Raw genomic sequence first — 21,216 nt, forward strand, 5'->3', positions numbered from 1 at the left:
TCTAAAATGCTAAGAAATACATTAAAGCTATGTGAACTATTAGTAATATCATAGCCACAGGAAATTGACGTTTAATTATTGCATTTTTATCTTCTATTTCTAGAAGAGCTGCAGGCATTATATTAAAGTTAGCACCCATTGGTGACATTAATGTTCCACAATATCCAGCAGTAAGAGCTAGTGCTCCTGCTATTACTGGATTAGCACCTTGTGCGAATACAAAAGGTATACCAATACCAGCAGTAATAACAGCAAAGGCAGCGAAGGCGTTTCCCATAATCATTGTGAAGATAGCCATACCTATGCAGTAAGCAGCTACTCCGATTAATATATTTCCTTCAGGTATAAAGCTTGAGATACCGTTAGAAATAACAGTTCCAACTCCAGCAGCTGTAAATAGAGAACCTAGAGCTGTTAGAAGCTGAGGTAATATACTTACAGCTCCAACGGAATCAAGCATTCTAACTCCATCTTCTACAATAAACTTTGGACTAGCTTTTGTGATCATTAAAGTTATTACAGTAGCTACAATAGCAGAGATACCAATAGCAGCTGTTCCACTGATAGGAGTAAATTGAGCTATAACTAAAGCTACAATTGCAATTACTAGAGGTGGTAAGAAAACTTTATTCTTAAGCTTTTCGGATTGTTTTTTAGCAAATTCCCCATCAAGAGGCTTTGCAGGTAGCATTTTAACTTGCTTAGAGACAGTTAAACAACCTAGAACTATAATTAAAGCACCAACTATATTGGCTGGAATATATGGCCCAGCTATGAAGATAATACCTAGAATTGACCAAAATATTGAAGTTCCAATCCTAGCTTTGTGCTCTTTATTTGTAAATGTATAAACTGCTAGGGAAATCATCAGGAAGCCCACTAAGGCATAAAAGATTTCCAATAAAAAATTTGATAGTGTTGCCATATCCATAAACGATTCCTCCTTTAGTTATCTTTTTTAGAATATTTTTTAATTAATGATTTATCTAACATATGATTTTGTACTACTACCATTATAAACAGTATCACAGCTATTGGGATGGAAGCTTTAGCTACATCAAGGGCATCTACTATATAGCCTTGCTCTTGAAGAGTACTAGTTATTAAAAGAACTCCGGAACTAGCCATGAATAGGTTTTGCCCAAAGAAGTTACCAAAGTTGTCCATAGCAGCAGCGGCAGCTTTTATTTTATCTTCATCTTCCTTATCAATTTTCCCAAAGTTGCTAGCTGCAGCACCTTGTGCCATAGGATTAACTAGTGGTCTAACAAATTGAGGATGTCCACTCATTCTAATAGAAAGGGCAGCTGCAACTTGCCTAACTAAAGCATATACACTAAGAAGCTTTCCAGCAGAAAGAGATTTAGCATTACTTATAAGAGTTGCGGCTCTTTCTTTAAGTCCATATCTTTCACATATACCAATTACAGGTAAAGTTAATATGAATAATGTAATAGCTCTTTGAGATACAAAAGTTTTTCCTATAATAGTTAATATTTCATTAATACTTAAGTTAGCAACAAGTCCTGTTAAAACTCCCGCAGAAAGAACTACAGCAATAGTATCAAGTTTTAACGTAAAACCAATGATAACAATTATAATACCGATTAATTTGATCATTATTATCCTTCCTCCCATGAAATTATATAATTTTTTTAAATTATACACTATTATGAAAAATAAATATGTATACAGGTATACAAAGAAATGATAAATATTAAATATAGATAAGCTCGATTGACTAAAAATAAAATATAATAATAATGCATCAATAGCTATTTTTACCAATATTGTATTAGTAGTCACAATATGATAATATTAGTCTAGTAAAATGGAATAATTAATATTTATAGTATATTTTTAGGGAGATGATAAGAGTATGGGAAAAATTATACTTACCATAGTAATAACAGTATTGATGCTCCTATTTGCAGTTTTCTATTTTGGAAGTATCATATTTGCTACTTTAGCAAGTGGAATAAGAATATTGCCAATAATTTTGCTTTTAATTGCCATAGGCTTAGGAGGAGCAATTATTTATAATATGATAGAGAGATTAAAGGAAATAAAAGGGGGAGACGAAAATGATATTAGTAAATACTAATTACATTGAAGGAAAAAAATTAGAAATGTTAGGAATGGTTAAAGGGTCAGTAGTATGGTCAAAAAATATAGGTAAGGATATTCTTAGTGGGCTTAAAACCGTTGTAGGTGGAGAGATAAAAGGATACACAGAAATGATGAATGAAGCTAGAGCAATATCTACAAAGCGTATGGCTGACGAAGGAGAGGCTATGGGTGCTGATGCTATAGTGAATATAAGATATGCAACAAGTTCAATAATGAACGGTACATCTGAGGTTATATGTTATGGAACTGCAGTAAAATTTAAAGAAGAATAATGCAAAATAGGCTGAGTCAAGAAAGTAATTTTGACTCAGCCTTAATTTTTTATCATAATAATTGCTTCTTTCTCCATTTATCATTAAAAAGACAGGTTATGAACATGATAGATCTAAATATCCAGTCAATAATCATGGCAATCCAGCACCTAAAACCTCAATGCCAAAGAATTTTCTAAGGAGATATCCAAAACCAATTCCGAATATCCACATAGATAATATAGATACGGTCATAGTAAACATATTGCTATAGGAATATTGAATTTAATTATTTGAAGCTTGTTCTAAAAACTGTGCAGAACTTAAAGCTATGAATCCTATCACCAAAGATATAAATGTGACTAAAACTATTGGTATAATTGATAAAGCATATAGGAACACATCATAAATGCATAGAAGATAGATTGCACATCCATTAAATAGAATTATTTCGCTGAAAGCGCATATAGAAATTATTCTTAATGATTTAGTAGCATCTATAGAGAAAAGATCATTTTCTCCAATTAAATTACACATCTTCCTAAGTTTTATTAAAGCTATAACATAAGGAACTGAACATAAATATATACAAGCTACAATAACTATTATCAAGGGACTATTTGGTTGCAATAGAGCACTTTTAAAAAAAGCAGTTGTTATTAAAGGGGTGGCGATAAGCCCTAAAAGTGTAAGAATAATTCCTAGGGTTACCAGTATATTCAATATTTTTGCATTAATAGTTTTTTCCATTTTTATTACCTCTACTTTATTATTTTAATTATAGCTTAATATTAATATTATTTTTATCGTTTGTCAATAAAAATATAATAATAAACATTAAAAATAAATTTTTAAATAATATAAAAATAATGATAAACAATATATATTAGATGTTCGATTTACAACTGAGGAAATTGGTATTAGATTAGTAAATATAAAGTTTAAATCTTTTTATATAAATTAGCGTATATAAATAAAGGATATTTCTTATGATATAAATATTAAGGTTTAAAATATAATTGAAACTATATTATTATAATATTTAAGTTAATGAAAAATAAATTATTATAATGGCTCATTATAGGAATAATTGGGAAAATAATATTTTATATTAAATATGGAGGTATATATATGAAAAAGAATAAATTAAAACTGTTGTGTGGTACTTTAGTTTTCACTACGGGCCTACTTTTTTCAGGATGCAATAATATAAATGCAAGTGAAAGTGAAAAAGATGAGGAAACTGTTGTAGTAGTGAATCCAGAAAATCAAGATGATGATGAAACTTCAGCAAACCCAGAAGATAAAGATAAAGGGGAAATTATTAAAAAACCTAGTGATTCTGCAAGGGAACTAGAGTTTAAAGCAAGTTATGAAAGATCTCCGTATTATAATTCAGGTAAAAAATATCCTATTATCACTATTTGTAAATCTAAGGAATGTTTAAAGGAGCATGAAGGAAAGGTAAAAGGTCTTGCTGTAAGTATGCTATCCTGCGTAAGTGAAAATAATTATTTGGACATAAGTAAGTATGATGATGAGTTTTTTACTAAAAAAGCTTTAATTATTATAACTCTAGATGAATCTAGTGGTTCTGTGAGGCATAATGTAAAAAAGGTAATTAAAGAGGGAGATGAAATCTCTGTAGCTATTGAGAGAAAAATTCCTGAACTAGGCACTGCAGACATGGCAGAATGGAATATATATATTGAGTTAAATACTGAAGACGTAGATGAAAATGATATAGTGAATCTTGGCTTGAATAAAGGTCTAAACTAAATCTTATATTTATGGTGAGCATGTGCTTATATTAAGGGCATGCTCACCATTTTAATGTAATAATTTAAAGGTCAGATTCCTTCAAACGCCCATGAACAGAACAACTATTTAACTAGTTAAATAGTTCCATATATAAATAGTTATATATTTTCCTAGTTAAACTTTAATATATTAGTGGATAATTTAAGGATTTTGTCCATAAAAATTATATATTTGAACACTAGAGCAAGTAAATTTATAATTGAAATCTAAATTAAAGAGGAATAACTTTAAAATAAATGCGCTATAAAGGTGGAAAAGGGTATATAATAAAAGGTGGAGTAAATTTAGAGAAAAAGAAAGAAATTTTAATTAGGAGAATTATGAGAATGAATTTTGATTTAGAGTTGAGAGAGATAAAGGATATATGTGGAAATGTTATTTATAATAGAGCCATGGATATGTACCTTAGAAATAAAGTTAGAAGTATAAGGGTCAATGAAAACTCTATAAATATATTATCAGTTACAGCCATAGTGCAATCAGCCTATGATGTAAATAATTATAAAACTAGTGTGCTTATAAATAATAAAAATTTAAAATTATATCCCAACTGTAGTTGTGAAGCTTTTAGTGAATATCATATGTGTAAGCATGTAGGAGCTGTACTTATAAAATTAAATAAGGAAGGTATAAGGGGAAGAGGTATAAATATTCCTAAGTCTGGAGAGGAAGAGCTTCTTGAAACCTATAAAAGTACCTTTGATAAAGAAGTTAGAGGTATTGAGAAGGAATCTCTAAATATGGATGTTACTTTAGTGGTAGAGGATGAGCACTATGGTAGTAAGAAAAAGAGTTTTTATTTAGAGTTAAAGGTAGGAACTAGTAGGTTATATGTGGTAAAAAATATTCGTGAACTTATGGAGTGCATGTATAAAAGTGGTGGAACTATTAATTTTGGAAAAGAACTTCAGTATAATAATACTAAGTATATGTTCAAAGATAAAGATCAGGAAATCATGAACATTATAAAGGAAGTTTATGATTTGAATTTAGAAGTAATGAATAGAGTATATACTAATCGTTCTGTATTCTTTAGTGGGAAAAGGGTATTTCTTTCAGAGGGTCAACTTAAAAACATTCTAACAATTAAAAATAGGAAAGTTATCAATTTAGAATATAAGGGAGAGTATCATAAAGATACAACTGTTTCGTTAGGATGTATACCTACTAGTTTTTATATGTTTATGAAGGGAGATAATCTGAATATAGATATGAACGGAGAAGTTCCACAGGTAATTTGTGAAGATACAGGACTTTATTATCTAAATAATACTTTATATCTATTGTCTGAAAAGGAAAAAGGTGATTTTATTCCACTTCATAGAGCATTTACAAAGTCTGAAAATAATACTATATCCTTTGAAAGAAGCAGTATTAACGATGTGGCAAATTTTATTCTCCCAAAATTAAAGAGCATAAGTCCAATTGTTATTAAAGATGAAAGTGTAAAGGAGCTTATAAAAGAAGAACCTTTAATAACAGAATTTTATTTGGATAAGGATAAAGATACAGTAACTTGTGATGTGAAATTCAATTATGGAGAGGAAAGCTTTTATTATAACTTAAAAAATGAAAAGAAAAATATAGAAGAAGAAAATCAAAAGTCATTAAATGAAATAGAAGCTGGAATATCCAAAGATACTAGTGAAGATATACTTATTAGAGATTTAGTGAAGGAAAGAAAAATTATAGAGAAGCTTTATGGACTTGGGTTTAAAAATAGAGATAACAATTTTTATATTGAAGATGAAGAAGATTTAGTGGAGTTTTTAACATATGGTGTGGAGGAACTAGCCGAGGTTGGAGATGTCTACTACTCTGACAGCTTCAAGGAGATAAAAATATTAACGCCTAAATCTTTTAATTCTAGTATTCGACTAAATGACTTGGATCTTTTAGAATTAAATTTTAATATTGAAGGAATTTCTAGAGAAGAATTAAAGGAAACATTAACTTCTATTAAACAGAAGAAAAAATACTACAAACTAAAGAATGGTTCTATAATTCCACTTCAAGGCAATGAAATTAAAGATATTTATTCTGTTATTGATAACTTTGACATATCAATTTCAAAATTAGCTAGTGGAAGTGTAGAAATACCTAAGTATGCGTCCCTGTATATAGATGATAAGATTAATAAGGGGGCATTGAGTTTTATCACAAGAAATAAAGGGTTTAAAAATCTTATAGATAATATAAAAGATGTAAATAGTAATGAATATAGAGTTCCGGAAGAACAAGAGTCGGTATTAAGAGCTTATCAAGTAATTGGATTTAAGTGGTTTAAAACCTTAGCTCAATGTGGCTTTGGGGGGATTCTAGGAGACGAGATGGGACTTGGTAAAACTCTTCAAGCTATAACATTTATAAATTCAGAAAAAAAAGAAGGTAATTTGAAAAATAAGGCACTAATTGTATGTCCTACTTCTTTAGTTTATAACTGGGTTATGGAATTTGAAAAGTTTTCTAAGGAGCTAAAGATTGTAGCTATAAGTGGAAGTAAAGGAGAGAGAGAAGTCTTATTGGAAGATATGGAAAAATATGATGTGATAATTACATCTTATGCTTTAATAAGAAGGGATTTAGGATACTATGAAAAGATGAAATTTGATATTTGTATTATTGATGAAGCTCAGTATATTAAGAATCCAACTTCCTTAAACGCAGAATCTGTTAAATCAATACAAGCTAAAAGTAAATTTGCTATGACTGGAACACCTATAGAGAACTCACTTACAGAGCTTTGGTCTATCTTTGACTTTATAATGCCTGGATATCTCAAAACCCATGGGAAGTTCAATAAAAACTTTGAGTTGCCTATAGTAAAAGAAAAGGATGACAAGGCTTTAGAAGAATTATTAAAGCTTATAAAACCATTTATTTTAAGAAGGTTTAAAAGGGATGTAGCCCTTGAACTACCTCCAAAGATAGAACATAAAATCGTGGTAGATATGACTTCAGAACAGAAAAAATTATACTATTCTTATGTAGATGCTTATAAAGAAGAGATGGAACAGGAAATAAAGGAAAAAGGCTTTAACAAAAGTAGAATGAAGATATTATCACTTATTACTAGACTTAGACAAATTTGTTGTGATCCAGCTTCTTTTATAGAAAATTATAAAGGAGATAGTGGAAAGTATAACGCCCTTTATGACATCTTAGAAGAAGCTTTAGAGAATAATCATAAGGTTTTACTATTTTCTCAGTTTACTACAATTCTAGGGAGTATAAGAGAAAAGTTAAATAAAAAGGGTGTAAACACTATGTATTTAGATGGCTCAGTTCCATCTAAAGATAGAATGAACTTAGTTAGAGAATTTAATGAGGGCGAGCCATCAATATTTTTAATCTCTTTAAAGGCTGGTGGAACAGGACTTAATCTCACATCAGCAGATATGGTAATTCACTTTGACCCATGGTGGAACCCAGCGGTGGAGGAACAGGCTGTGGATAGAGCCCATAGAATTGGACAAAAGAATACTGTGGAGGTAATAAAACTTATAGCTAAGGGTACCATAGAAGAAAAGATTTATAATATTCAAGAAAAGAAAAAAGAAATCATAGAGAAAGTGATAGATGGAGAAGAGCACACAGAGCTAGTCTTATCATCTATTAGTGAAAAAGAATTAGAGGAATTATTTTCATAATAAGACTCTATCTGAAAAGTATTGTACTCAGTTTGAGTTAAAAAGTACCATTATGAATTAATTATCTTTAGACAATGAAATTTTTAGCATGTCGAAATAAATGTTTGAAAAAATAAGATGTATGAAGTATAATTATATTATAAAAATAATGTTTAAATTAAAAAGCACTTAAAACTTATAACATGAGAATTTAAAGGTTAAGGGGTACCTTAACCTTAATTATCTGTTATGTAATAAATATTCTAAGAAGTATTTTGCAAGGTTACGAGTTTTCTAACCTTGCATTAGTACTTAGAAAGACAATTTAATTTAGAAGGGAGATACTACATGGGTAGACAAAACGCACTAGGTGAAGAAAAAATCACAAAATTATTACTTAAGTTTTCTATACCAGCCATTATTGGTATGCTGGTTAACGCATTATATAATATTATAGATAGAATGTTCATAGGGCACATTCCAGAGGTAGGGAATTTAGCAATTACAGGTATTGGAGTAACTATGCCAATATCAACTATTATATTAGGGTTTGGTATGTTAGTTGGAATAGGTACTGCTACTACTATTTCCATAAGATTAGGACAAAATAAGAAGGAAGAAGCAGAGAAGATTCTAGGAAATGCTTTTACTTTAATTATAATCATTAGCTTAGCTATAACAGCTATAGGATTAATCTGGGGAAAGGATATACTAAGAATGTTTGGAGCTAGTTCAAGCACACTAGTATATGCTGAAGAGTACATGCAGATTATATTCATAGGTACTATATTTAATATGTTAAGTTTCGGACTAAACCACACCATAAGAGCTAGTGGAAGTCCTAATATAGCTATGGCATCTATGCTTATAGGAGCAATTACTAATGTAATTCTTGACCCAATATTTATATTTACATTAGGAATGGGAGTTAAAGGGGGAGCTATAGCTACAGTAATAGCTCAAATTGCTTCAGCTATATGGGGAGTAAGCTTCTTCTTAAGAGGAAACGCTAATCTGAGAGTTAAAGTTAAAAACTTTAAGTTAGAGAAAAAGATAATATTAGCTATATTTGCTATAGGAATGTCACCATTTAGCATGCAAATTGCAGCAAGTATAGTTCAAGTAATATCAAATAATGCTTTAAGGAATTATGGAGGAGATCTAGCCATAGGAGCAATGACTATAGTAAATAGTATAACTATGATAATCCTTATGCCAATTTTTGGATTAAACCAAGGAGTACAGCCTATTATAGGATATAATTATGGAGCTAAAAAATATGATAGAGTTAAGGAAGCTATAAAGTATCCTCAAATAGCAGCTTTAATTATTGCTACCATAGGATTTTTAATGATAGAACTTATTCCAGGAGTTTTAGTAAAGTCATTTAACTCAGACCCAGAGCTACTTTCAATAACGAAGCATGGAATGAGAATTTTCCTTTCTATGATTATTTTTGTAGGACCACAGATTATAAGAACTAACTACTTCTCTTGTATAGGAAAAGCTAAGAAATCTATGTTCTTAAGTTTATTAAGACAAGTAATACTTTTAATACCATGTCTTATAATTCTGCCTAGGATACCACTTACAAATGGAGGAACTCTTGGATTAACAGGAGTATGGATGGCAGGACCAACTAGTGATTTCATATCTGTTATAATCACTCATTTTATGTTTAAGCATGAAATTAAGAAGTTAGACAATCCTGACATAGAAGATGGAGAAGTTATGGGAGAGGCTATTTAGGTTTCTCAATTAAATATAAATAAAAAACTGTTAACATAATATTATGTTAACAGTTTTTTATACTAAGAAGCCTTTATATTGTAAAGCATGTTTTAATTACATCTCATGTATTTTAAACTATAGCAATTCCACCTTCAACAAGGATATGTTGAGAAGTTACATAGCTAGATGCATCTGATGAAAGATAGATAATTGTTCCATTAAGCTCACCTTTTTTACCTGGTCTTCCAGCAGGAGAAATAGCATTGTAAGCTCTAAGGAAAGGCTCATGTTTAAATAGAGTATTTTCTGTCATCTCAGATTCAAAAAGTCCAGGTCCTATGGAATTAACTGTAATGTTATCTTGCATGTAACTTGCGGCCATGCCCATAGTTAAACCTCTAACAGCTGCTTTAGAAGTATTGTAGGAGTGACGGAAAAGAGAAGGATCTTTATCTGCAATAACTGCGTTTATAGAAGCTATGTTAACAATTTTACCATATTTTCTTTCTCTCATATGAGGAACTACATATTTACTCATTAAGAAAATTCCCTTAACGTTAATGTCCATAACTTTATCCCAAACTTCTACAGACATATTTTCAACAGAACCTGCAGTTGCAACCCCTGCATTGTTAAGTAGGATATCAATTTGTCCAAAGTGCTTCATAACTTCTTCGACTGCGACCTTAACACTTTCTTCATCAGAAACATCACATTGAACTGCTAGAGCTTTTCCACCCTTGTCTTCAATTTCTTTAACTACATAATCAAGCTTATCTTTTCTTCTTGCAAGTAGTGCAACACTAGCTCCATATTCAGCATAAGCTTTAGCTGCATCAGCACCTAGTCCACTAGAAGCGCCTGTAACAATGGCAACCTTACCTGTAAGATCGAATAAATTATTCATAACATCAAATCCTTTCTAAAATATAAATCTCTTGTAAATATTATCAATAAACAAATATTATTAATGGATATTTACTTGCTATAATAATATAGTAGCATAACTGAAATATATTGTAAATTAATTAATTATTTAACAAGGAACTTTAATACTAATTTACAATTAGTATTATGCTAACCTAAGAGATTAATTGTCATGCAGTTATAGATTTATCATGCAAAATATTCTATAATTTTAATATACTCTCAAGTGTAAGGAGTTAGTTTTGAGGAGGAATGTGAATGATCAATATTCGTAGAGCTAAATTAGGGGAAGCTAGTATTTTAACTAACATTGCTATAAACTCAGAAGCATATTGGGGTTATGATGAAGAGTATATGGAAAGCTTTAAAAACACTTATGGTGTAAGTGAAAATTATATAAGTAATTATCCTACTTTTCTAATGGAAGACAACCAGATTATAGTAGGATTTTATAGTATTTTAATGAATGTTGGTGAAACGGAGTTAGAGTATTTTTTCATTAACCCTAATTATATAGGGAAAGGGTATGGAAAGTTATTATGGAATCATGTAATTGAGAATGCTAAGAATCTTAATATAAAACAGCTTGAAATAGTAACAAGTCCAGAAGCTATAGATTTTTATATAAAGATGGGAGCTGTAAAAATAGGAGAGGTAGAATCTCTAGTGAAGGTAGGACGTAAAATTCCAAGACTAATTTATAATGTAGAGAAATAATTATTTATATTAAATACTTAATAATTGTGTTACAACGAAACTATAACTAATATATTGAAGTAGTGAAGATATTATAAGGAGGAGTAGAATTGAAATTAAAAATTAAAATTCTTTTAGGAATATGTTTAATGCTATTATTATGCACTTTTAGTGGTTGTACATTGAATACGGGAAAATCAGATATTTATAATAATAATGAAAAAATAGCACGAGATGGAGATAGTTATAGTTATGTAGGTAGGAATGAATCAGGTTCTAAAAATGACATTAACGTTAAATATGGGAAGTTTTCTGGTTCAGAAACAATTTGGAATATAGAATCAGAAGGAGAGTGTGAAATTGCTATTAAATATGATTCCAAGGTTGAAAGTGGTGATTTTAAAGGAGTTTTAATTAATCCAGAAAAACAGGTAGAGGATATATTAGTAGGTACTGAAGAAGGGGAAAAAACAATAAAATTAACAGAGGGAAAATATAGATTTAAATTTGTAGGGAATAAAGCCAAGGGGGAGATCAAAATTTCAATTGACACCGGAGAGGAAGAATATGTTAAGATAAGAAAAGTAGATAATGATTAGCATAAAATCATTTATAAAGGACTGTATGAAAAATTAACTTATTTTCATATAGTCCTTTTATTAATAAGATTACACTTTTTCAAACTTTGCAAAGAAAGCGCCAATCTTCTTTTATAAATATAAAAATTCTATATAAGTTTTAATAATAATTCTATTCCGCTATTAAAGAAAGCTTTTCTTTCATCACAGATATTACTTTATTTGCATCTTCTTGTCCCAAATAGTTTACATGCATAACCCCTTTTCCTTTGCAAGCAAAGATTTCATATCCGCTATTAGTTTCATGAACAATTAAAAAGTCTAGGTCATCATCTTGTAATATAGGAGGTTTTGTATCTTCATATCTAGAACCATCATCACCCTTCCATAAATCAAAAAGTAGTTTTTCAGCCATAAATTTAAATCTTACTTTATATACTTCATTGTTTATTCCAGTATCATGGGATTTAGCATAGGTGGTAGTAGGATTTATCATTACAGAGCCAAATTCATGACTGGTATATTGTAATGGAGCAAAAAAAGTTTTTTCCTCTCTATAATGACGCTCATAATCAACTTCTTCAGAAGCGGGAGCTGGAGTTTTTTTTAAGGTTTCAGGATTTTCAACTTCTTTCAATCTTACAATTGCCATGGAAGAGGTATCATCAGGGATAGTTTTTTCATCATCATAACCAGTGAAAAGTGAAGAAAAAGATATTGTTATTAAGATAGTTGTAAGTAAAATTAAACAAGAACTAATGAAAATAGACGATATATAATTAAATCTCCAAGGTGCGTTATGATTCACAGAGGTTCCCTGTAAAAGCGACTTTCTAAGATTACTGATATATAAAATCTCAAATATTCCATTAATAAAGGTTGATATAATTATTACTTGGGAAAGGATGTCTATGAAACTCATATTTACTAAAACGCTAACGTATCTTTTAGCAATAAATATAGGAATAACTACATAGAATGCAAATAAAATTGCTAAAGAAATAAGTAGTTGTATTATAGCTTTTTTATAAAATGGCTTTAACATCTTTGCATATTCTTCAGGGATAATATGAACCTCTGTGGTATTGAACTCATAGGGTGATGCGAAGATATGAAAAATGTTATAGTTTGTAATATAAGTCCATCCACGAGTTTTATACATTCTAATTTGTTCTTCACTTAATTCATCCTTTTCCTCAGACAATTCTATTCTATAGTACATATCCCTAGGTTCATCTTTTTTTAAGGTTGCGAAGTATTTTCCCATTTTCTCTATAAAAAGTCCCTTTTTAGCCATGGCATTAAGCCAGCTTTCGGTAACCCCAATTTTCCAAGGTGAGCCTGGTTTAAATTTATAAACAGATTTACTCAAAATTAAATCCTCCTAAGAATTTGTTTCGATATATATTCCATATTATATAGATTATACCAATAAGTCTAGTAGAAGTTAATAAAAGGTTATTATTTGCCCTTAAAAGTTATGAGTTAAAAAAATGTACATTTATTATTTTAAATTTCTTAATACTTTTTTAGACAAATAGGTAAATCTGTATAAATACATTTTAATTGTATTAAACTATAATAATAAATAAGGAATCTACATTAATTAATTTAACTAGAAAGTTGAGGTAATTATTATGAATAAAAAATCAAGTAAAAGTAGTATAAATCCATTAGTTGCTATAGGGGCCATAGCAGGTGCAGCAACTATAGCTACTTTAGGAGCTAAAAAATTTAAAAACAAATCACAAAGTCAAGAGACAGAATTTGAATATATAGACCATTCTGGAAAACAAGTTTATTTCGTTGGAGGAGGTTTGGCTTCTTTAGCAGGAGCAGCTTATCTCGTAAGAGACTGCAACTTTAAAGGAGAAGATATTCATATAATAGAAGGAATGAGAATTCTTGGTGGTAGTAATGATGGTGCTGGAGATGTACAAAATGGTTTCGTATGTCGTGGAGGTAGAATGTTAAACGAAGAAACCTATGAAAACTTTTGGGAGCTATTCTCAACTATTCCATCTTTAGATATGCCAGGTAAGAGTGTAACAGAAGAAATACTTAACTTTGACCACTTACATCCAACCCATGCTCAAGCTCGTTTAGTAGATAAGTATGGTGTAATTCAAGATGTAAAAAGCATGGGATTTAACAATGAAGACCGTATGGCTCTTGGTAAATTAATGATTACTCCAGAAGAAAGTTTAGATGATATGACTATAGAACAATGGTTTAGTCATACCCCTCATTTCTTTGAGACTAACTTCTGGTATATGTGGCAAACAACATTTGCTTTCCAAAAGTGGTCTAGCCTATTTGAATTAAAACGTTATATGAATCGTATGATTTTTGAATTCTCTCGTATAGAAACTCTAGAAGGGGTTACACGTACACCTTATAACCAATATGAATCTGTTATTTTACCAATAAAGGCATACCTAGATGAACATGGTGTTGATTTTAGTATAAATGCAACGGTAACAGATTTAGATTTTAAACCAGGCAGTGAAATTACAGTAACAGCTATTCATGTAGAAGATGGAAATGGAGAAAGAGTTATAGAATTAAATGAAGGTGATATTTGTATCATGACTAATGGTTGCATGACTGATAGCGCAACTTTAGGTGATCTTCATACACCAGCAGTTTATAATCCAAGTGCTCCAATTTCAGGTGAGCTTTGGAGAAAAGTTGCTAATAAAAAGCCAGGTCTCGGTAATCCAGATCCATTCTTTAATCACCCAGATGAAACCAACTGGGAAAGCTTCACTGTAACTTGTAAAGGCAATAAACTTTTAAAATTGATAGAACAGATTTCTACTAATATTCCAGGTAGTGGTGCTTTGATGACATTTAAAGATTCTAACTGGTTAATGAGTATAGTAGTTGCAGCTCAACCACACTTTAAAGCTCAAACAATGGATACAACTATTTTCTGGGGATATGGATTATATACAGACAAAGTTGGAGATTATGTAAAGAAACCAATGCGTGATTGTACTGGTGAAGAAATGTTAATAGAGCTTTTACATCATTTACATTTAGAAGATCAAATAGAAGAAATTATGGAAGATGTGGTGAATGTTATTCCATGCATGATGCCTTATATCGATTCTCAATTCCAACCCCGTAAGATGTCTGATCGTCCAAAGGTTGTACCAGAAGGTTCAACTAACTTTGCTATGATTAGTCAGTTCGTTGAAATTCCAGAAGATATGGTATTTACTGAAGAATTTTCAGTACGTGCAGCAAGAATTGCAGTATATACTTTATTCAATGTAAAGAATAAGAAGATTTGTCCAGTAACTCCATACAAAAAGAACCCTAAGATACTAAAAGAAGCTTTGAAAACTTCTTATAGATAAATACCTCTTATCCACTGGCTTATTAATAGCTATCATGGATAAAAATTTCCACTAAGTTAAAAAACTAGTAGCTTCATTTGTGCTGAAGCTACTAGTTTTTTATGTCAATACATTTATATTTGAATATGGTATTAATATCTTATACAATAAAATAAAGGAATAAGCTTAGTTAGAGAGAATTTATATTATATGAAAGTAGTGATATGTGTGAATGATATTATATTAGATGCGAATCAGTATTTTAAAGGGGTATCAAAAGCGACTGAGCTAACTACCAGAAAAGTTATAATTATTCAGTAAAAACCATAATTGCAAATGGTGGAATATTTGAAAATGAGATAGCTGAGAATAATGGGAATATAGTTGAAAGATATTGGATAAATTTATAAAATAATATACATATTCTTAGAATAATTTGGTATAATATAAGTGAGAAATGAAGAAAATGTTTAGTAATTTATAAGTAAATTATGTAAAGAAAATGCATATAATAAAAATAGGGTGTTGGCGCACCCTATTATATACAATTCTGGTTGTTTAGGCAACTGGTATTACTAAAACTAAAAAAGAAATTAGTAGCTTCCATTTGCACACGGGGCTACTATTTTTTTGATATTCTTTCAATAAGCAATACTATAAATGTCAAGAATGCTAGAAGGAATAAACCTCCTTGAAATAGTAACATTAAAGCATTGTTAATCAATTTATCACCTCCCCATAAAGAGGTAAGTGATACCAGTAGCCCACCACAACTATATTGAACTGTACAATATATAAATTATACTATATATTTCATAATATTACCATATAGCTTGCCTAAAAGTATAAATATAGTTCATTAAATTATTGCCAAGTAGAGACTTCATCAAGAAAATCTTTTAGACTTTCCTTAATTAATACTTTATAATTTTTATGATCCCAGCAATGAAACCCTCATGTACCATTTTCTTACCATCTGATTTCTTTAAGATAATCCAACGGTGTTGTAGTCGAGGTTCAGGCTCTATATAAAATGTTATGATTTCATCTGTCCATTGCATATCAGTTACCGATTCTGCATCAAATAAGTATTTATTGACTACATCATCTGAGAATTGGCTGAATATAAAATCTTTGTCATCAATATTTATATTTTTAAGAAATAATCGTTCTGTATACTATATAAATAGTTTTAAAAAATACAAATGAGTAATTTATTGTAGTTATTGTGTATTACAATTATAATATTTATTTACATGTAGCGTATATAGAGAAAGGGGAGTAATGGAGTGTAAGCTTTAATAAAAGTAGTAGGTGAAATGTATATTTATAGGTTATAATACTATTTAATATAGTTATGAGAGTAGGAGGATACCAAAATGATTTCAATAATTGTAGCAGTTACAAAGAATAATGTGATAGGTAATAAAGGTATAATGCCTTGGACTATAAAAGGAGAGCAAATAAGATTTAAGGAATTAACTACAGGACATACAATAATTGTAGGTAGAAAAACATATGAAGCTGAGGGAAAGCCTTTACCTAATAGAAAAACTATTGTTGTTTCAACAACTAAAAATATAGAAGGTGAAAATTGTGTTACTGTTAAATCTCTCGAGGAAGCTTTGGAGTTAGCAAAGAGCGAAAAGGAGATATTCATTGCTGGTGGAGGAGAGATATACAGACAGGCATTGCCTATGACAGATAGAATATATATTACTATTATTGATAAAGTTATTGAAGGAGATGTTTATTTCCCTAAAATTAATGAAAAAGAATTTGTGAAAACTTATGAGGAGAGAATTGAGGGTGAAATACCTTATACTTATTATACCTATGAGAGAAAAGGAGATTAGTGAATTATTAATCTGAAAATATAAATTTTATCTAAGTATATAAACTAAACCGATTTTAATAAAATAATTTAAAGTAGCTAGTAAAACAAATTAAGTTTTACTAGCTATTTTTTATATTAAAGCTCGTCCATATGAATAAGTTAAATAAATTTTTAAATGATAGTTTTATCTATTGACATTATCACTAATTAGTGATAAATTCAAACTATGGAAGATTTAAAAAAATTAATTAAGGAAAACAAATTAGATTTATCTACACTAGTTGTATTTACTAGGGCAGAGCATGAAATTCATAAAAGGGAGTTTCAAACTATAAAGGAGTCTGGACTTACAGTTGCTCAGTTTGGAGTTTTAGAAGCTTTATATAATAAGGGAGATTTAAAAATATATGAGTTAATAGAAAAAATATTAACTACTTCTGGTAATATAACTGTAGTTATAAAAAATTTAGAGAAGGAGGGATTAATAAAAAAGAATATAGATCCAGAAGATAAAAGAGCTGCTATAATATCTATAACTGATAAGGGAAGACAAATTATAGAAGACATTTTTCCAGAACATATTAAAAACATTAATAGGATTTTTAGTGTTCTAACGGATGAAGAAAAAATTATGCTAAAAAATATATTGAAGAAGTTTAAAAATTTGTAAAGATTTTTTTATAAATATATATCACTAATTAGTGATAAAATGGAGGGTGTTATGGTAAAGAGAATAGATAGTAAGAACATGGGGAAAAGTAACTATGGATGGTTAAAAGGAAATTTTCATTTTTCTTTTGCAGAATATTTTAAACCAACAAATATTAATTTTGGTGTGCTTAGGGTACTAAATGATGAGGTTATGAAAGCTAACTCAGGATTTGACACTCATCCCCACAATGATATGGAGATTATAACTTATATTGTAAGAGGAGAATTAACTCATGGAGATAGTATGGGGAATACTAGGAGTCTAGATAGAGGTCAAATGCAATATATGAGTGCTGGCACAGGAGTATATCACAGTGAATTTAATCGTAGCAATGAGGATTTAAGGATTCTTCAAATATGGATTATACCTGATAAGAAAGGATATAAACCTAATTACGGAGATTATAGATTTAATTGGGAAGAGAGAACTAACAATTGGCTCCATATGGTATCTGGCACTTCAAAGGATGTACCTATAAATGTTCATCAAGATATAAATGTGTATACAACTTATTTAGAAAGAGATAAAGAGGTATACTTTAAGGTAGATAAAGGAAGGCAGGCATACTTAGTACAAATTGAAGGTAACTCCGATATTAATAATGTACATTTAAATGAACAAGATGCCTTAGAAATAGTTGAAGAAAACATTGGAATTAAAGCCAATGAAAACTCACATTTAATAATAATAGAAATGAATAAAACAGAAGCATTATATATATGATAAATACAATATAAATTTTAAGAATAAAAATAAAGTTATGTCTTGTGTGATGATATATACAAGATAGAATAAGGAGAGAAAGATATGAGTAAAGTATTATACATTAAAGCAAATATTAAGAAGGAGGGTGAATCAAGAACTTTTAAGGTATCAGATAGTTTTATAGATGAGTATAGAAGTAATAATTCTAGCGATGAAATAATCACTTTAGATTTATATAAAGAAAATATAGATTTTCTAAGACCAGAGGATCTAGGAGAAATATTTGGGGCTAAAACTGAAGAAAGTAGGAATAACCCAATTCTAAAATATGCATATCAATTTGCAGAAGCAGATAAATATGTAATTGCAGCACCAATGTGGAATTTAAGTATTCCTGCAATTTTAAAGGCTTATATAGATTATGTAAGTGTTACTGGAATAACATTTAAGTACACAGCAGAAGGTCCAGTTGGGCTTTTAAAGGATAAAAAGGCTGTACACATTGTATCTAGAGGAGGAGAATATGGGGATGCACCATATGAAATGGGTGATAGATATTTAAGAACAATCCTAGGATTCTTTGGAATTCAAGATATGAAGACTATTGCTGTAGAAAGTTTAGATGTTATTGGAGCAGATGTTGAAGGGAAAGTTGAAGAAGAAATAAGAATAGCTAAGGATACTGCTAAGTTATTTTAAAATTTATAACAGATATAATCATAGCTATAACAGTTATAATGTTTAGGAAAATAAAAAAGTAGTTTTAAATTAACATTATATAGATAATAAGAGTAAGGTAAGTTATATTAGATATAATTTACCTTATTTTTATATCTATAATTATATATAAATAATAACTATTTTAGAAAAATAGAATAAATACCACCATTATATCCTTCACACAGCACAATCTAAGAATTATAATAATTACTAATGGATTAGAGGTAATATTATGAAAATTCATGTTATAATTTTATATAAAGGTAAATCAATTAATTATTAAATATAGTGAACTCTAACCTTAATAATAATGAATGATGATGAAGTTGCATGGAGGTTAATATGGAAATAAAAAAAGTTGGTAGCAGAGGTACTCTTTTTACATTTTATGATTTAGGAATTCCTACAAATGTGTATGTAATCAATGCAAAGCAACACGTTTATATCTTAGATACTTATCTAGGGCCAGATATAATGAAATTAATTAATCAGTATATTAATGAGCAATATGGAAACAAACAGGTGATTGTTGTAAATAGTCACAGCCATTGGGATCATGTATGGGGAAACAACTTTTTTTCATACAATATAATAATATCACATGAGTTATGCAAAAAATACATGGAGCAAGATGGCTTAGAGGAACTTGAAGAGTATAAAGAATATAAAAAAGGAGATGTCGCTTTAGCATATCCAAATTTGACATTCACAGATAAAATTTGTTTTGAAGAAGATAAAGTTTTAATTTATCATACTCCGGGACATACAGATGATGAAATATCAATTATCGATCTAGAGGATAAGGTTCTATTTGCTGGTGACAATCTAGAACGACCTATACCCTATCTTATATCAAAGGATATTGGTCAATATATAAAAACATTAGAAGATTACTTAAGTATTGATGTTCAAATTATTATTGGAGGTCATACGAATTGTGAGGATAAGAATTTAATACAGGATAATTTAGACTATGTAAAAAAAGTATTGATAGGCAATACTGCAGAGTTTGAAAAAGGTGAGTATGCTCAATATCATAAGACTAATATGGAAGGGTTGTACGAATAAAAAATTAGTAATAAAAATGTGCTCTAAATTAATAATTTAAGTGGTATTATATGCAAAACTTATAAAAGTCTAATTCTATAATTTATTCTCAAGGTGAGTTTTACAATTAATTTAAGGTGAAAGTCGTAGATCAAATCTGCGGCTTTTTTATTTTATATGTATCATACTATCAATAAAAATATAAAATGTATTTACTTTATTGTTCTACCGTGGTAAAGTAATAAAGTAAAAGACTATAAGTAAATGGGGGATAAGAAAATGAATAAAATATTAAGAAGTATAATAATTTTTGGAATTATTGCAGTGATGTCATTATTGGTAGTAGGATGTAACAATAAGTCAAAGGATACAATGGCTAAGGAGAAACTTATACTTGGTTTTGATGATACTTTTGTTCCTATGGGGTTTAAAGACAATAAGGGAGAGATCGTAGGCTTTGATATTGATCTTGCAAGGGAAGTATCAAGAAGAATAGATAAAGAAATAATTTTTCAGCCTATTGATTGGTCTATGAAGGAATCAGAGCTTAACTCAGGAAAAATAGATCTTATATGGAATGGTTATAGTATAACTAATGAAAGGAAAGAAAAAATAAGTTTTACAAAACCATACCTAGAAAACAGACAAGTTATAATAACTTTAGTGGATTCAAAAATAAACAGCAAAGCTGATTTAAAAGACATGAATGTTGGAGCTCAAAATCAATCTAGTGCAGTGGATGCAATAAATAAGGAAGAGGAACTTTTAAAAACCTTTAATGATGGTAAAGTTTATACTTTTGAAACAAATAATGAAGCATTAATGGATTTAGAAGCAAAAAGAATAGACGCTGTTGTAGCTGATGAAATTTTAGCAAGATACTATATAAATCAAAAGGGTGCAGATAAATATAAAATATTAAATGATGATTTCGGTGATGAATCTTATGGTGTTGGTATAAGAAAAGGTGATGAAGAATTGCTTGAGAAACTTAATCAAGCCTTTGAGGATATGAAAAAAGATGGTACAGCTAAGAAAATTTCTGAAAAATGGTTTGGACAAGACATATTTAAATAGGAGTGCATTTA

At 29.5% G+C, this 21,216-nt stretch carries 20 protein-coding genes; 14 read left to right on the top strand and 6 right to left on the bottom strand.

The features are described 5' to 3' along the window. Nucleotide 1: 1 nt before the first annotated feature. Together ABDZ93_RS11780 and ABDZ93_RS11785 are read right to left on the bottom strand one after the other, a co-directional pair. Nucleotides 2–931, bottom strand: coding sequence for a DUF979 domain-containing protein (locus ABDZ93_RS11780; RefSeq protein ID WP_343826582.1), 930 nt, complete (start codon nt 929–931; stop codon nt 2–4). Between the two features lie 14 nt (nt 932–945). After that, on the bottom strand, nt 946–1,617 hold the full coding sequence (locus tag ABDZ93_RS11785; protein ID WP_343826999.1) for a DUF969 domain-containing protein: 672 nt from the start codon (nt 1,615–1,617) through the stop codon (nt 946–948). Between the two features lie 262 nt (nt 1,618–1,879). Here ABDZ93_RS11785 and ABDZ93_RS11790 point away from each other — a divergent pair, with 262 nt between their 5' ends. Both ABDZ93_RS11790 and ABDZ93_RS11795 read left to right on the top strand, forming a co-directional pair. Then, on the top strand, nt 1,880–2,104 hold the full coding sequence (locus ABDZ93_RS11790; protein ID WP_343826584.1) for a hypothetical protein: 225 nt from the start codon (nt 1,880–1,882) through the stop codon (nt 2,102–2,104). Further along, complete coding sequence (locus tag ABDZ93_RS11795; protein WP_343826586.1) at nt 2,085–2,402, top strand: YbjQ family protein; 318 nt, start codon at nt 2,085–2,087, stop codon at nt 2,400–2,402. Before ABDZ93_RS11790 ends, ABDZ93_RS11795 begins: the two co-directional genes overlap by 20 nt. Nucleotides 2,403–2,666: 264 nt before the next feature. Here ABDZ93_RS11795 and ABDZ93_RS11800 read toward each other — a convergent pair whose 3' ends face one another. Continuing rightward, entirely contained in the window at nt 2,667–3,131 is a 465-nt protein-coding gene (locus ABDZ93_RS11800) for a DUF2975 domain-containing protein (RefSeq protein ID WP_343826587.1), read from the bottom strand. Between the two features lie 381 nt (nt 3,132–3,512). Between ABDZ93_RS11800 and ABDZ93_RS11805 the strand changes: the two genes are divergently transcribed. The 3 genes from ABDZ93_RS11805 (at nt 3,513) to ABDZ93_RS11815 (ending at nt 9,580) form a co-directional block, all read left to right on the top strand. Beyond that, entirely contained in the window at nt 3,513–4,160 is a 648-nt protein-coding gene (locus tag ABDZ93_RS11805) for a hypothetical protein (RefSeq protein WP_343826589.1), read from the top strand. 278 nt (nt 4,161–4,438) lie between these two features. Further along, complete coding sequence (locus tag ABDZ93_RS11810; protein WP_343826590.1) at nt 4,439–7,852, top strand: SNF2 helicase associated domain-containing protein; 3,414 nt, start codon at nt 4,439–4,441, stop codon at nt 7,850–7,852. Nucleotides 7,853–8,179: 327 nt separating this feature from the next. Continuing rightward, nucleotides 8,180–9,580, top strand: a complete 1,401-nt coding sequence (locus ABDZ93_RS11815; protein WP_343826592.1) for an MATE family efflux transporter — start codon at nt 8,180–8,182, stop codon at nt 9,578–9,580. 112 nt (nt 9,581–9,692) lie between these two features. On the opposite strand, the gene ABDZ93_RS11820 is transcribed toward ABDZ93_RS11815, so the two are convergent. Then, a complete protein-coding gene (locus ABDZ93_RS11820; RefSeq protein WP_343826593.1) occupies nt 9,693–10,469 on the bottom strand; it encodes an SDR family NAD(P)-dependent oxidoreductase in 777 nt (258 codons plus the stop codon). 278 nt (nt 10,470–10,747) lie between these two features. Between ABDZ93_RS11820 and ABDZ93_RS11825 the strand changes: the two genes are divergently transcribed. Further along, nucleotides 10,748–11,206, top strand: coding sequence for a GNAT family N-acetyltransferase (locus ABDZ93_RS11825; RefSeq protein ID WP_343826595.1), 459 nt, complete (start codon nt 10,748–10,750; stop codon nt 11,204–11,206). An 89-nt stretch (nt 11,207–11,295) separates the two neighbouring features. Further along, nucleotides 11,296–11,784, top strand: a complete 489-nt coding sequence (locus ABDZ93_RS11830) for a hypothetical protein (RefSeq protein ID WP_343826597.1) — start codon at nt 11,296–11,298, stop codon at nt 11,782–11,784. 151 nt (nt 11,785–11,935) lie between these two features. On the opposite strand, the gene ABDZ93_RS11835 is transcribed toward ABDZ93_RS11830, so the two are convergent. After that, entirely contained in the window at nt 11,936–13,135 is a 1,200-nt protein-coding gene (locus tag ABDZ93_RS11835) for a DUF2812 domain-containing protein (RefSeq protein WP_343826599.1), read from the bottom strand. Between the two features lie 265 nt (nt 13,136–13,400). Here ABDZ93_RS11835 and ABDZ93_RS11840 point away from each other — a divergent pair, with 265 nt between their 5' ends. Next, nucleotides 13,401–15,128, top strand: coding sequence for an oleate hydratase (locus ABDZ93_RS11840; RefSeq protein WP_343826601.1), 1,728 nt, complete (start codon nt 13,401–13,403; stop codon nt 15,126–15,128). A 601-nt stretch (nt 15,129–15,729) separates the two neighbouring features. On the opposite strand, the gene ABDZ93_RS20085 is transcribed toward ABDZ93_RS11840, so the two are convergent. Beyond that, complete coding sequence (locus ABDZ93_RS20085) at nt 15,730–15,813, bottom strand: putative holin-like toxin (protein ID WP_425544788.1); 84 nt, start codon at nt 15,811–15,813, stop codon at nt 15,730–15,732. 673 nt (nt 15,814–16,486) lie between these two features. Here ABDZ93_RS20085 and ABDZ93_RS11845 point away from each other — a divergent pair. The 6 genes from ABDZ93_RS11845 to ABDZ93_RS11870 all read left to right on the top strand — a co-directional run bounded on the left by ABDZ93_RS11845 (nt 16,487) and on the right by ABDZ93_RS11870 (nt 21,205). Continuing rightward, nucleotides 16,487–16,963, top strand: a complete 477-nt coding sequence (locus ABDZ93_RS11845; protein ID WP_343826602.1) for a dihydrofolate reductase — start codon at nt 16,487–16,489, stop codon at nt 16,961–16,963. Between the two features lie 207 nt (nt 16,964–17,170). After that, the gene (locus ABDZ93_RS11850; protein ID WP_343826603.1) at nt 17,171–17,614 is read left to right on the top strand and encodes a MarR family winged helix-turn-helix transcriptional regulator; all 444 of its coding nucleotides are present in this window, start codon (nt 17,171–17,173) and stop codon (nt 17,612–17,614) included. Nucleotides 17,615–17,665: 51 nt separating this feature from the next. Then, nucleotides 17,666–18,379, top strand: coding sequence for a pirin family protein (locus ABDZ93_RS11855; RefSeq protein ID WP_343826605.1), 714 nt, complete (start codon nt 17,666–17,668; stop codon nt 18,377–18,379). A gap of 84 nt (nt 18,380–18,463) precedes the next feature. Next, nucleotides 18,464–19,060 carry an NAD(P)H-dependent oxidoreductase gene (locus ABDZ93_RS11860; protein ID WP_343826606.1) on the top strand — a complete coding sequence of 199 codons (597 nt, stop codon included), beginning with the start codon at nt 18,464–18,466 and terminating at the stop codon, nt 19,058–19,060. Between the two features lie 363 nt (nt 19,061–19,423). After that, a complete protein-coding gene (locus ABDZ93_RS11865; RefSeq protein ID WP_343826607.1) occupies nt 19,424–20,149 on the top strand; it encodes an MBL fold metallo-hydrolase in 726 nt (241 codons plus the stop codon). 258 nt (nt 20,150–20,407) lie between these two features. After that, a complete protein-coding gene (locus tag ABDZ93_RS11870; protein WP_343826608.1) occupies nt 20,408–21,205 on the top strand; it encodes an amino acid ABC transporter substrate-binding protein in 798 nt (265 codons plus the stop codon). Nucleotides 21,206–21,216 lie beyond the last annotated feature (11 nt).

Origin of the sequence: Clostridium subterminale (assembly GCF_039521425.1) — a bacterium.
Lineage (GTDB): Bacteria > Bacillota > Clostridia > Clostridiales > Clostridiaceae > Clostridium_J > Clostridium_J subterminale.